Consider the following 11,938-nt stretch of genomic DNA (forward strand, 5'->3'; position numbering starts at 1 on the left):
AACGGCGCCTACCATGACCGGCCCGAGCGGTCAGTGCCGAACCGACTCGGCGGTTGCCGAACCGGACGTCAGGCAGGTCTTCGGACTCACGGGCACGAGCCGGCTGGCTCACCTACTGGCCGTCGCTTCCCAGATCCCGTGGACCCAGTGCTTGGTGACGACTGTCGTTCCCGAATACCGCTGCGGGGCAGTCCCGGATTCTCACCGGGTTCCCTCTTGCCTCTGCCGACGGCGCACAAGGCACCGGGGCAGAACCAGACGCGGTCGTCAGCCTACCGACACAGGATCCAGCGGCCGGCGCTGTCCATCAGCCGCACCGCGGCCCATGCCTCCACGGAACCGTGCCTTCACGAAACAGGCGGACTGCGAAACTTCGTACGTGGTGAAGACCGGAAGGCGGGTGACGAAGCTCCGCGAGTTGCTTCGTTCCGCGGGCCGCGCGGAACTGGAGACAGCTCCGCCCGCGCCGCGTCTGGACTCTTTGCCCGAGAGCGTTAGCGCGTCTGTGCTCGATCTGTACCGAGTCCTCGGTGGCGTCCAGGACGTTCCCAGACTCGCGCCCGGCAACTGGGACGTCGCGTACGACGATGGCCTACTGCTGGAACTCGACGAAGACCTGCACTTCCACCGCTATCGCGGCATCACGCTCACCGCACCGTGGGTCACCGATCTTCCTTGGGCCGATGCCTACCGCGAGTATGTGGTCACCGGGGAACGGCGGGCTGGGACGGGTGGCAGGCGATGGACCAGTCCGTCCGCCGAGCGGATGTTCGGCCCGGCCGATCCCGACGGTGTTTTCGGCGACCGAGGCGCGCCGCGATGGAAGCAACGCGCTCTGTACGACGCGATGAAGGACACGGCCGCCGCCTCAGGAGCGGTCCGGCTGGCTCGGATCTCCATCTACGACCGGGTGGCGGGTGCGCTGTTGAACGATGTGCTGTATGGCCGGGCGGACATCCCTGCGATCGCGGTGGCACAACTCGTCGATGAACGCTCGACGAGCGGCCGATCGGCACCCCTATCCGGCTTCGAAAAGTAGCTTGTGGTCGAATATTCGTGCGATTTAGCACCGCAGGCTACTTCTCGTCAAGGAGATCAGCGGCCGGAGGGTCCTCCGGGTGGCAGATCGGAGGGGGAATCGGTCGGCATGCCGGATGGCATCCCGCTGCTCGCCTGGGGCGAGCCCTCGTTGTTGAGCAGATAGATGACCTGGGGTCGTTGTTGGGAGGGCAGCAGCCGGCTGACAGTGACACCGGTGAACATGCCGAGCAGGAAGATCAGAGCGACGACGAGTCCAGTCGTCAGTCGACTGCGCTTCTTGGGCGGCTCGTAGTAGTCCTCATCGTCTTCGGCCGGCTCGACCCAGGTAGTCATCGAAGCGCCGGCGGCCTGGGGACTCCTTGTCGGCATCGCTTCTTCGTCACGTCGCGTGCTACTCATGGCGGCTACTCATAGCGGAGGGCGTCGATGGGCTTGAGGGAGGCGGCCCGGTTGGCGGGGTAGAGGCCGAAGATCAGCCCGACCGCCAAGGAGAAGGAGAAGGCCAGCACGATCGAGCCGGGCGAGACGACCGGCTGGAAGGTGCCGACCTCGACCAGTCCGGTGAGCGAGCCGAGCAGCACACCGAGCAGGCCGCCGATCATCGACAACATGACCGCCTCCAGCAGGAACTGCGCGATGATGTCGGCCTTCCCGGCACCGATGGCCTTGCGGATGCCGATCTCGCGGGTCCGCTCGGTGACGGTGACCAGCATGATGTTCATCACCCCGATTCCGCCAACCAGCAAGGAGATCCCGGCGATGGCGCCGAGCAGCAGGGTGAGGGTCGAGGTGATCGTGGTGGCCGCGGACAGGAACGACGCCGAGCTGGTCACCGAGAAGTCGCGATCGGTGGAGTTGGTGCCGTGGCGGGCATCCAGAATCCGTTCGACCTGACTCTGGGCGGCATCGACGGTGTCGGCCGAGGTGGCCTTGACCGAGATGGAGCCGAGATTCTGATAGCCGGCCAGTGTGTCCTGTACGGCAGTGGCCGGTGCGATGATCACGTCGTCTTGATTCTGGATGCCGCTGCTGCCCTTGGCGGTCAGGATGCCGACCACGGTGAAGGCGTTGCCGTTCAGGTTGATCGTCTTGTCGAGGATCCCATTGCCGTCGCCGCCGACGAGCTCCTGCGCCACAGTCGGACCCACGAGGGCGACCCGGGCATGGTCCAGATAGTCGTCGTCGGTGAAGGCGCGGCCGCCGGCGACCGTGTCGTTGTTGATCAACAGGTACGCAGGTGTGGTGCCGGTCATCGTGCCGACATCGTGTGAGTTGCCCCGGTAGGTCGCCGTCACCGAGGACACGCTCACGACCGGCGCAACGCCGAGCACGTCGGGAGCTTGAGATCGGTCGGCGAGAGCCTCGGCATCGCCGAGAGTGAGCTGGGCCTTGCGGATGTCGGTGCCGCCGTCGAAGGGATCGGTGTCCTCGGAGTCGGTTTGCGCGTTGGCACCCGCCCCACCCGGGCCACCTGGACCGCCCGGTCCACCGCCACCGAACAGACCCGCTCCGGAGCTCCCGGCGGTCACGGTGAGGGTGTTGGAGCCGAGACTGTTGAGCGTGCTGGTGACGCTGGCGCTGGCGCCGTTTCCGACCGCGACCAAGGTGATCACCGACGCGACGCCGATCAGCACCCCGAGCATCGTCAGCAACGACCGCGCCTTGTTGGCGGTCACCCCCCGCCAGGCGAAGCGGAGGCTCTCGGCGAGGTTCACGCCGCGGCCCGGGCGTCGGGGTGTCGAGGCGGCAAGGCGTGCACCGGGACCCGCCGGCTATCGGACTCGATCAGGCCGTCGCGCATCCGCAGCACCCGCTTGGCATGCGAGGCGACCTCATCCTCATGCGTGATCACCACGATGGTTCGACCGGCCGCCGACAGCGCGTCGAACAGGGCGAGGACATCCTCGGTGCTGTGACTGTCCAAGGCCCCGGTCGGCTCGTCGGCCAGCAGCAGCACCGGCTCGGTGGCGATGGCGCGGGCCACGGCGACGCGTTGCTGCTGGCCGCCGGAGAGCTGGGCCGGGGTGTGGCCCAGGCGCTCGCCGAGCCCAACGAGTTCCAGGGCTGCTTTCGCCCGCTCGCGCCGTTCCTTCGCGCCGACCCGGCCGTACGCCAGGGGCAGTTCGACGTTCCGCAGTGCGCTGGTGCGGGCGATCAGGTTGAAGCTCTGGAAGACGAAGCCGATCTTGTGGTTCCTGATCCTGGACTGCTGTCGATCGTTGAGCCGCCGTACGTCGATGCCGTCCAGCCGATAGACCCCGGTGGAGGGGACGTCCAGGCAACCGATGATGTTCATCAGCGTGGACTTGCCCGAGCCGGAGGCGCCCATGATCGCGACATAGTCGCCGCGCTCGACGACGAGGTCGATCCCGGCAACGGCATGTACGGCTGTCTCGCCCTCGCCGTAGGTCTTGGTGACGCCGCGGAGATCGATCACCGGCACCCGGGCGGCTGGGTTGCTCATCGGGGTCCGCCGCTGCCAGTGCCCGACTCACCATTGTCAGTGTTCGTCCCGCCACCCGCGCCACCGGATCCACCGCCCGCGCCGTCGGATCCAGCGGAGCCGCCAGGTCCACCGGGGAAGGTGAAGCCTTGCGTACCGGTGCCGGTGGGCAATACGAGCTGGTCGCCCTCGTTCAAGCCGCGGGTGACCTCGGTGCCGACCGAACCGACCAGGCCGGTCTCGATCTGCACCGTGGCGTCGGTGCCGTCGGCTCGCCGGGTGACCGTGGCTTGGTTGCCGGTCGTGGTGATCGCGCTGGTCGGCACATACAAGACGTCGGCGTGCGAGGCGGTGGTGATGGTGACGTCGCCGGTCTGACCCAGCCGGACCGTGGAGTTGGCCGTCGGCAGGGAGATCGCCACGTCGTACTGCACGACGTTGTTCGAGACGGTGCTCTGGGTGGCGACCGAGGTGACCTTGCCGGACAGGGTCTTGCTCGACGCCGGGAAGGTCACCGATGCCGTCTGGCCCGCCTTGACCTTGACGATGTCGGCCTCGGCGACGGAGGCGGTGATCTGCTTGACCTTCTCGTTCACCAGGGTGACCAGACCCGAACTCGACGAGGAACTGCTGCTTGACGTGCCAGAGCTGCCTGAGGTCCCGTTGCCACTGGTGCCTCCCGACGAGCCCCCGCTGGCCGAACCGCCGCCGGAGGACGACTGACCCAGCACGGCCGAGATGTCGGCGACGGTGCCGTCGACCGGCGCGCGAACAGTCGTGTCCTTGACGGCTTGTTCGGCCTGCTCCACCGACACACGTGCGTTGTCGATCTGTGCTTGAGCCGACTCGACCGCGCCCTCACGCGCCGGCTGCTGGTTGGACGCCCGTTGTGCCTCTTGCGAGGCGAGGCTGTCCCCGGCGGCGGACACCTGGCCCTCCTGGGTCTGCACGTTCTGTTTCGAGGAGAGCAGTGTCTTGTCGCGGGTCTGCTGGGCCTGGGTGAGGCTGCTCTTCGCGGTGGTGACAGCGTTCTCTGCAGTGGTGACCGCGGACTGTGCCTGGGTGACCTGGTTCTGCAACTCCGTCGTCTTGGTGGGGTCGGTCTCGCTCGCCAGCTCTCGTTGTGCCTTGGCGAGTTCCGACTTCGCATCGGACAGCTGGTCTTTGGCGTCCTCGACCGCGGAGTCGGCCTTGTTGACCAGAGCATGTTGTTGCTTCTGATCCAACGCGTAGGTCGCCTTGGCCTGCGACAGCGCCTTGCGGGCATTCGACAGAGCGGTCTGGGCGCTCCGCACGCCGGCGTCGTCGACCGCCTGGTCCTGGGTCGAACGACCTTGCGTCGTGGTGGTCATGCCGGCCTCGGCGGAGGCCAAACTTGCCTTCGCGGTCTTCAGGTCCCGCCGGGCCGAGGTGTCGTCGATCTTGAGGAGCTTGTCGCCCTTCGCCACCTTGGCGCCGACCTTGACGTAGATCTTGGTGACCTCGCCCGAACCACTGGGGTTGACCGCCACCGTCGAGCCGGCCTCGACGTTGCCGGTCGCGGTCACCGTCGAGCTGACCGTGCCACGTTGGACGCTCACCAGCGTGCCGGTCGGCTGCTGGGGAGCGCCGCCGATCGCCGAGAACGCAGTGGCGGCGCCGACGCCGAGGATGGCGACGCCGAGCACGGAATTGATGATGATCGTCCGGCGCTTCACCGGTGCCGTCCGGCCGGCGAGTGAGGGCTCGAGCACATGGGGCCGAGGATGACCCGCCAAGATGCCAGAACGACGGGAGGACGGTGACAGTTCGATGAGAGCGGTCCGATTGTCATCGAATTCTCACCAAGATCGCGCACTCTGGCAGACATGCAGATCGCGCCGGAACTGAGGGACTCTCGCATCCTCGTGGTGGACGACGAGCCTCATCTGGTGGAGATGCTCGGCGTGAGCCTACGGTACGTCGGCTTCGAGGTCGCCTCGGCGACGACCGGGGTCGAGGCGCTTCGGGTGGCGGAGGAGTTCCGGCCTGACCTGGTGGTGTTGGACGTGATGCTGCCCGACGCCGACGGCTTTGCCCTGCTGCCGATGCTCCGAGCCGGTGGCGAGGTCGGCGTGTTGTTCCTGACCGCCCGTGACTCGATGGACGACAAGCTCCATGGGCTGACGATCGGCGGCGACGACTACGTCACCAAGCCGTTCAGCCTGGAGGAGGTGATCACTCGGGTCGGTGTGATCCTGCGTCGGCTGCGTCCGACCGGCATCGCCGGCATCACGCAGAGCTCCGGGATGCTCCGGTACGCCGATCTCGTGCTCGACGAGGACGGTCACGAGGTGTGGCGCGGGGACCAGCCGATCCACCTGTCGCCGACCGAGTTCTCGCTGCTGAGCTTCTTGATGCGCAACGCCGGCCGGGTGATGTCGCGAGCCCAGATCCTCGAGCACGTCTGGCACTACGACTTCAACGGTGACTCCAGCGTGGTGGACTCCTACATCCGCTATCTACGACGCAAGGTCGACGTCTACGACCCGCCGCTGATCGACACCGTCCGCGGGGTCGGCTACAGCCTGCGGCTACCGCGGGATCGCCGATGACCCAGACCGAGCGTCCGTCGGCGGCCCGTTGGCCGGTGAGCCGACTCCGACGGCTCTCACTGCGGGGGCGGCTGGTGATCGGGGTGGTCGGGCTGCTCACGCTCGGGCTGATCCTGGCGAACGTGGCCGCGGTGATGTTGATCAGCAACTATCAGCAGCAGCGCATCGACGCACAGCTCGAAGGCCCGCTGCCTGGTGCCGACACAGATCGGCTGGGCCTGACATCCGAGCAGCTGTGCCAGGTGATCGACCGTGCCGACGGAGGCAGACAGCAGCTCCCGACCAGCTATGCCTTCGCCGTCACTGATGCCACCGGCGCGGTGCTCTGTGAGCTGCCCCGGCAAGCGACGGCTCCAGGCCGTCCCGATCTGTCCAGAGCCACCGAGGACCTTGCGGCCGCGGCTTCCAGCCAGCAGCCGATCACCGTGCCCGACACCGAGCACGGGGCGCCGTGGCGGGTCAGAGTGGCGGCCACGGAGGACGGGTACGGGGTGATCGCGATCTCGCTGGCCGATGCGTTCGACACGCTGCGGCGACTGCAGCTGATCACGCTGGTCGTCTCCGCGGTCATCGTGCTGCTCGGCGGGCTGGGCAGCTGGTTCATGGTGCGGCTTGCGCTGCGACCGCTGACTGCCATCGAGCGCACCGCCCGGGCGATTGCCGCCGGCGATCTCTCACAGCGGGTGGCGCAGCCGCCCGCCGACACCGAGATCGGCCGGTTGACCGGCTCGCTGAACACCATGCTCACCCAGATCGAGCAGGGCTTCGACGACAAGATCGCCACCGAGGCGCGGCTGCGGCGGTTCATCGCCGACGCGAGTCACGAGTTGCGTACGCCGCTGGCCAGCATCCGCGGCCATGCCGAGATGTACCGTCAGGGCGTCGCCAGCAGTCCCGAAGAGGTCGCGGTGATCATGGACCGGATCGAGTCGGAGTCCATCCGGATGAGCGATCTGGTCAACGACCTGCTGCTGCTGGCCCGGCTGGATACCGCGCCAGGACTCGATCATCGGCCTGTCGATCTGCTCACCGTCGCGGCTGACACGGTGCTGGATGCCCGTGCCCGGGACTCGCAACGGACAGTGACCCTGGCCAGGGGAGAGGGAGACGGCTGGCTCGATGAGCCGCCGGTCGTGCTGGGGGATGAGAGCCGAATCCGGCAGGTGCTCGGCAATGTGGTCGCCAATGTGCTCCGGCATACGCCGGCCGGCACGCCGTACGAGGTGACGATCGGAGTCCGGTCGGACGCGGTGGTGGCCGAGATCGTCGACCATGGCCGAGGACTCGAGCCCGAGACGGCGGCGCGGGTCTTCGAGCGCTTCTATCGCAGCGACTACGGCCGAGCGCGGAGCCAGGGAGGCGCTGGACTCGGACTCTCGATCGCCGCAGGCTTGATGGGCGCCCACCACGGCACGATCGATCACTCCGACACCCCGGGCGGGGGCTGCACCTTCACCCTCACGTTCCCACGCGTGAGTGGCTGACGCGGAGAGGCGAGAGATGGCAAAGGTCTCATCTGCGGCCAACGAGGCACTCATCTGCAGGTGATGAAGTCAGCACCGTAGTCAGCTGAGCACACACCCGACGGGAAACCCTTCATGCAGTTTTCGACCAATTCGTTTGTCCGCCCCTTGGCCATCGGTGCGGCCACGATCGCCCTGGCAGTGACTGTGGGGTGCTCGGCGCCGGACGAGTCGCCGACCAGTTCGCCGGTACCGGCGAACACGTCGTCGGCGCCGGCCTCCGCACCGGCGAGTCCGAGTGCGAGTTCGTCCCCCGACACGACCGGATCCAGCACTGCCGCCGAGTCCAACGACGCGATGGTTGCCGCAGGACGACTCGCCGCGAAGGAGATCAACGGCGGGACCGTCGTCTCGATCGAGTCCGAGCGAGACGGGTGGGAGGTGCATGTCGTGACTTCCGACGGCGGCGAGCAGCAGCTCCGGACCGATCCGTCCGGAACCCGGGTGGTGTCCGGTCCCGCCGACGATCGTCCCGATGCCGATGACAAGGCGGAGAACAAGAGCTTCAGCTCGGTCGACATCGACTTCGTCCGCGCCGTCGAGGTGACCGTGGGTGAGATCAGCGACGCGCAGATCAACGAGCTCAATCTCGACACCGAGAACCGCCGGATTGTCTGGGAGGCGGATGTATCGACGGGATCGCAGCAACGTACGGTGCAGATCGACGCCACCAGCGGAGAGGTCCTCAGCAACCGCGCCGACGACTGACGGCCTGGGTCGGGTCGCAGCCTCCGGATCCAGTGGATCGAGACCGTGGCGTGGGCCCCGGACCTGGAGCAGACTGAGCGAGTAGATCCAGGGCCGCAGGCCCGAGCAGACTCACCAGAGGCGGAGGACCGACCCATGACAGCAGCGCGACCGATCCACTTCGAGATCCACGCCGACGACGTGTCTCGAGCCGTGGCGTTCTATCGGGACGTCTTCGGCTGGGCGTTCGAGGACTGGAGTGAGTATGCAGGGATGCCCTATTTCGGGGCGGTGACCGGCGAGGAAGGCACGCCGGGGATCAACGGAGCGATCATGGAGCGGAGAGGCGACGGCGGGGGCGCGGGAGCTCCGGTGAACGGGGCGGTGCTCACCTTGGGCTGCGAGGATTACGACAGCCTGCATACGGCGATCCTCGAGGCCGGTGGCCAGGTGGCTCATCCCAAGAGCCCGCTGCCGGGGATGGCTTGGCAGGGCTACTACCTCGACACCGAGGGCAACGTGTTCGGCTTGCATCAGCCAGACCCGGCCGCTGCCTGACCAGGCTCCGACGGGCCACCCGCCGGCACCCGGTGTGGAAAAAGGATCACTGTGTGAAAGATCTTCGTCGGGGTATGCAACCTGTTGCTGACCTGGGGCGTATGAGGGCTTAGTCGGATCCAGAAAGGGGGCGGGTCATGCGCGTCGGGCCCTCGAGTTGTCATGTCTAGACCGATGGCCGTCCCCGGTCGGGTGTCGGTGGCCGCTGGCGACGCGCGGGTGCGAGAGATGGATGCCGATGAGTTTGATGCGCTCTACGCGAGGTCGTTCAGGCGGCTGGTTGCGCAGATCTACGCGATGTGCGGCAACTTCGCCGAGGCGCAGGACTGCGTACAGGAGGCGTTCGTCCGGGCCTGGGATCGGCGCCGCGTGCTGGACAGAGAGCAGTGCCCGGAAGCGTGGGTCCGCACGGTCGCATACCGGCTCGCCGTCAGTCGGTGGCGACGCGCCCAGCGGGCGCTACGCCCACCGGATCGCTCCCAGCTGCCCCGACCGGTGCCGGAGCCTGACGCATCGCGGGTGGAGTTGATGCGCGCACTGGATCAGTTGCCCGCGGATCAGCGTCGGGCAATCGTGCTGTTCCATCTGTGCGATGTGTCCATTCGAGACATCGCGGTCGAGACCGGAGCGCCGGTCGGCACGGTGAAAGCTCGGCTCTCTCGGGGGCGGGCGGCGTTGGCGGGTCTGCTCGCCGTCTCCGATGAGGGCTCCGTTGATCAGGAGAGAGCCGATGGCTGAGTGGGATCGGCTGGAGGAACGGCTCAAGGACCTGGGAGAAAGCGCCTCCTCGTCCGTCCATGACCCCTTGGATCCGGCCCTCGTGCGACAGCGTGGTGCGCGCCGACGGCATTGGCGATGGACGGTGACGGTCGTCACCGCCGCGGTCATGATGATCTCGGGTGGGGCAGGCGTGTACGCCTTGACCGTCCAGCGCCAGACTCCGGTCCCGGCCGGCCTGCCCACCCGGAGTCCGAGTGTGCAGTACGTCGAAAGCACGGTGGAGCCGAGCGGTCGGGCCAGTCTGCTGCCCACCACCTCAGCTCCCCGAGAGCGGCCGCGGTCGGTGCCGCTGCCGTACGCGACAACAAAGCCAAGCACCCCGGATCCGGGATCGGTGTCGCCGACGCCCACGCCGACTCCCACTCCGGAGCCGACCGACACCCCGACGCCGACCCCGACCCTGACGCCAGAGCCGTCGCCCACCTCGGAACCCAGTGAGGAAAGTCCGAGCTATACGGCACTGCCGATTCCCTCGAACGGAGCGAGTCGCTGAGCCAGGTCGGAAACTGACGTAATTCTTCCCAGTTGTGCAACCTTCTGACCTGGCGTCGCGTATTCGTTTCGACAGCTGTCGTGTCCAGGACAGACATTGAGGCTCGGGAAGGAGCACGATGCACCAACGACAGATGACGACGCGCCGGACGATGGTCAGCCTGATCGCCTTGGCGGGAGTGATCACCGCCATCGGTCTGGCTCCGGCCACAGCGACCGACCACCAGGCGGATCCGCGTCCGGCGGCCCGATGCAGTTCGGGAGTGCCGGGTGACGTGAACGGCGACGGCTTCGCCGAGATCGCGGTCGGCGAGCCGGGCAATGCCAAGGATCGTGGCTCTGTCCATGTCTTCTACGGACAGCGGAGCGGTTTGGTCACCAACGCCACCGGCAGCGCTCGGAATGACCACTACCTCACTCAGGACACCCGTGGGGTGCCCGGGAAGGCCGAGACCGGCGATGCCTTCGGCACTTCGACACTGCTTGCCGACGTCAACGGCGATGGCTGCGCCGACCTCGCGGTCGGCAGCCCAGGGGAGAACGCCGGCACCGGCTGGGTGCAGGTCTTCTTCGGCTCGCCCACCGGTCTGAAGACCACTGGCACGCAGAGCTTCACTCTCTCGCAGATCCCCGGCTCACCTGGCAGCGCACGAGATCAGGAACTGGGTGACGAGCTCGCTGCCGGCGATCTGGATGGTGACGGCATCGATGACCTGATGGCCGGCATCGCCGGACTCCGCGTCGATGGGAAGGATGCGGCCGGTGGCGTCGCGGTGGTCTACGGCGGGCCCTCGGGGTTGCAGTTGACGAGGTCGGCGATGTTGACCCGCGATACGCCGGGCATCCCGGGGGAGAGCGGGAAGTACGTCGGCTTCGGTGCCGCGGTGGCGACCGGGGACTTCGACGGTGACGGGTCCACGGAGCTTGCGATCGGTTCGACCAACGGATTGTCCGGTGGCACGGTCCAGACCGTCGAACGCACGCCGGACGGCTTCACCGGAAATGAGCCGATCAGTCCTCATTCAGTCGGGATGCCGGGCCAGGCTGATCGATTCTGTGCCTTCGGTTTCGTGCTGGCCAGCGGCGACGTTCATGGCGATGGCCGAGACGATCTGGCGGTTGGGGACCCTGCTTTCGGCTGTCACGACGAACCGGATGTCGACTATGCAATGGGATCCGTGGTGCTGCTGGCCGGCTCGAAGGACGGTCTGACGACGTCGAACAGTCAGCTGTGGACGCAGGACAGTCCCGGCGTGGCGGGCACCGCGCGACTTGGAAACGTCTTCAGCGAGGCGCTGGCGATGGCGCCGCTGGACGAGGGACCCACGGCGGACTTGGTGATCGGTGCTCCGGGTGACACCGATGGCGGGTCGGTCACCGTGCTGCTCGGCGGGCCGGACGGACTCACCACCGAGGGCATCGGTGGTACGCGATTCACCCAGGCCACCCTGGGCATCCCCGGCACTCCGGAGAGCGAGGACGCCTTCGGTGAGGTTGTGACCACGCCCCATCTGCAGAGTCGTACGCAGGCCACCTTGGTGATCGGAGTGCCGCGCGAGGATGTCGGGTCGATCCGATCGGCAGGGGCCATCACCCAGCTGCCGATCAGCGCAGACGGACCCAATCCACGTGGTGCCAAGACGTTCACGGCGAACACCTCGGGCGTCCAAGGCAAGACCGGCACCGATGAGCGGTTCGGCGGCGGTCCTCGCCGCTGGGGCTGACGGTCTGAGCACCCGCTCGAAGCGGTGACAATGCTCGAGAAGTAGGTCGTGCACTCCCGAGACATGGTTGGGGGGTCGGGAGTGATCGGGGCACGACCTGCTTCTCGCCGGGTCTCG

General features: G+C 67.3%; 13 protein-coding genes and 1 riboswitch. Of the genes, 8 read left to right on the plus strand and 5 right to left on the minus strand.

Going from position 1 to position 11,938, the window contains the following annotated elements; all coding sequences use genetic code 11:
- Positions 1–54: 54 nt before the first annotated feature.
- Positions 55–272: riboswitch (cobalamin riboswitch) on the minus strand.
- A gap of 107 nt (positions 273–379) precedes the next feature.
- Positions 380–1,039, plus strand: a complete 660-nt coding sequence (locus tag MLP_RS11860) for a DUF7255 family protein (RefSeq protein ID WP_172641563.1) — start codon at positions 380–382, stop codon at positions 1,037–1,039.
- A 56-nt stretch (positions 1,040–1,095) separates the two neighbouring features.
- Here MLP_RS11860 and MLP_RS11865 read toward each other — a convergent pair whose 3' ends face one another.
- The 4 genes from MLP_RS11865 to MLP_RS26310 are packed head-to-tail and all read right to left on the minus strand — an operon-like array spanning position 1,096 to position 5,217.
- Positions 1,096–1,440 carry a hypothetical protein gene (locus tag MLP_RS11865; protein WP_156821128.1) on the minus strand — a complete coding sequence of 115 codons (345 nt, stop codon included), beginning with the start codon at positions 1,438–1,440 and terminating at the stop codon, positions 1,096–1,098.
- Between the two features lie 5 nt (positions 1,441–1,445).
- Positions 1,446–2,756 carry an ABC transporter permease gene (locus MLP_RS11870; protein WP_013863333.1) on the minus strand — a complete coding sequence of 437 codons (1,311 nt, stop codon included), beginning with the start codon at positions 2,754–2,756 and terminating at the stop codon, positions 1,446–1,448.
- A complete protein-coding gene (locus MLP_RS11875) occupies positions 2,753–3,505 on the minus strand; it encodes an ABC transporter ATP-binding protein (RefSeq protein ID WP_013863334.1) in 753 nt (250 codons plus the stop codon). The genes MLP_RS11870 and MLP_RS11875 overlap by 4 nt, the downstream gene beginning before the upstream one ends.
- Positions 3,502–5,217, minus strand: coding sequence for an HlyD family efflux transporter periplasmic adaptor subunit (locus MLP_RS26310; protein ID WP_013863335.1), 1,716 nt, complete (start codon positions 5,215–5,217; stop codon positions 3,502–3,504). The genes MLP_RS11875 and MLP_RS26310 overlap by 4 nt, the downstream gene beginning before the upstream one ends.
- Positions 5,218–5,331: 114 nt before the next feature.
- On the opposite strand from MLP_RS26310, the gene MLP_RS11885 reads away from it, so the two are divergent.
- On the plus strand, positions 5,332–6,057 hold the full coding sequence (locus MLP_RS11885; RefSeq protein ID WP_013863336.1) for a response regulator transcription factor: 726 nt from the start codon (positions 5,332–5,334) through the stop codon (positions 6,055–6,057).
- Positions 6,054–7,541 carry a sensor histidine kinase gene (locus MLP_RS11890; protein ID WP_013863337.1) on the plus strand — a complete coding sequence of 496 codons (1,488 nt, stop codon included), beginning with the start codon at positions 6,054–6,056 and terminating at the stop codon, positions 7,539–7,541. Before MLP_RS11885 ends, MLP_RS11890 begins: the two co-directional genes overlap by 4 nt.
- 50 nt (positions 7,542–7,591) lie before the next feature.
- On the opposite strand, the gene MLP_RS11895 is transcribed toward MLP_RS11890, so the two are convergent.
- Positions 7,592–7,870: a hypothetical protein gene (locus MLP_RS11895; RefSeq protein ID WP_156821129.1), complete on the minus strand. Its 279-nt coding sequence runs from the start codon at positions 7,868–7,870 to the stop codon at positions 7,592–7,594.
- 7 nt (positions 7,871–7,877) lie between these two features.
- Here MLP_RS11895 and MLP_RS11900 point away from each other — a divergent pair, with 7 nt between their 5' ends.
- From MLP_RS11900 to MLP_RS11920, 5 genes are all read left to right on the plus strand, one after another.
- Complete coding sequence (locus tag MLP_RS11900; protein ID WP_041789994.1) at positions 7,878–8,288, plus strand: PepSY domain-containing protein; 411 nt, start codon at positions 7,878–7,880, stop codon at positions 8,286–8,288.
- A gap of 135 nt (positions 8,289–8,423) precedes the next feature.
- Positions 8,424–8,825, plus strand: coding sequence for a VOC family protein (locus MLP_RS11905; RefSeq protein ID WP_013863339.1), 402 nt, complete (start codon positions 8,424–8,426; stop codon positions 8,823–8,825).
- A gap of 162 nt (positions 8,826–8,987) precedes the next feature.
- Positions 8,988–9,563 carry an RNA polymerase sigma factor gene (locus MLP_RS11910; protein ID WP_231851456.1) on the plus strand — a complete coding sequence of 192 codons (576 nt, stop codon included), beginning with the start codon at positions 8,988–8,990 and terminating at the stop codon, positions 9,561–9,563.
- Complete coding sequence (locus MLP_RS11915) at positions 9,556–10,098, plus strand: hypothetical protein (protein WP_013863341.1); 543 nt, start codon at positions 9,556–9,558, stop codon at positions 10,096–10,098. Before MLP_RS11910 ends, MLP_RS11915 begins: the two co-directional genes overlap by 8 nt.
- A 133-nt stretch (positions 10,099–10,231) precedes the next feature.
- Complete coding sequence (locus MLP_RS11920) at positions 10,232–11,821, plus strand: FG-GAP repeat protein (RefSeq protein WP_041789996.1); 1,590 nt, start codon at positions 10,232–10,234, stop codon at positions 11,819–11,821.
- The last annotated feature ends 117 nt before the right edge of the window (positions 11,822–11,938 follow it).

The sequence above is a fragment of the Microlunatus phosphovorus NM-1 genome (assembly GCF_000270245.1).
Lineage (GTDB): Bacteria > Actinomycetota > Actinomycetes > Propionibacteriales > Propionibacteriaceae > Microlunatus > Microlunatus phosphovorus.

Excerpts from the sequence above, each read along its gene's own strand:
- MLP_RS11865 (WP_156821128.1), bottom strand. The coding sequence starts at position 1,440 with ATGAGTAGCACGCGACGTGACGAAGAAGCGATGCCGACAAGGAGTCCC.
- MLP_RS11875 (WP_013863334.1), bottom strand. The coding sequence starts at position 3,505 with ATGAGCAACCCAGCCGCCCGGGTGCCGGTGATCGATCTCCGCGGCGTC.
- MLP_RS11885 (WP_013863336.1), top strand. The coding sequence starts at position 5,332 with ATGCAGATCGCGCCGGAACTGAGGGACTCTCGCATCCTCGTGGTGGAC.
- MLP_RS11890 (WP_013863337.1), top strand. The coding sequence starts at position 6,054 with ATGACCCAGACCGAGCGTCCGTCGGCGGCCCGTTGGCCGGTGAGCCGA.
- MLP_RS11900 (WP_041789994.1), top strand. The coding sequence starts at position 7,878 with ATGGTTGCCGCAGGACGACTCGCCGCGAAGGAGATCAACGGCGGGACC.
- MLP_RS11905 (WP_013863339.1), top strand. The coding sequence starts at position 8,424 with ATGACAGCAGCGCGACCGATCCACTTCGAGATCCACGCCGACGACGTG.
- MLP_RS11910 (WP_231851456.1), top strand. The coding sequence starts at position 8,988 with ATGTCTAGACCGATGGCCGTCCCCGGTCGGGTGTCGGTGGCCGCTGGC.
- MLP_RS11915 (WP_013863341.1), top strand. The coding sequence starts at position 9,556 with ATGGCTGAGTGGGATCGGCTGGAGGAACGGCTCAAGGACCTGGGAGAA.
- MLP_RS11920 (WP_041789996.1), top strand. The coding sequence starts at position 10,232 with ATGACGACGCGCCGGACGATGGTCAGCCTGATCGCCTTGGCGGGAGTG.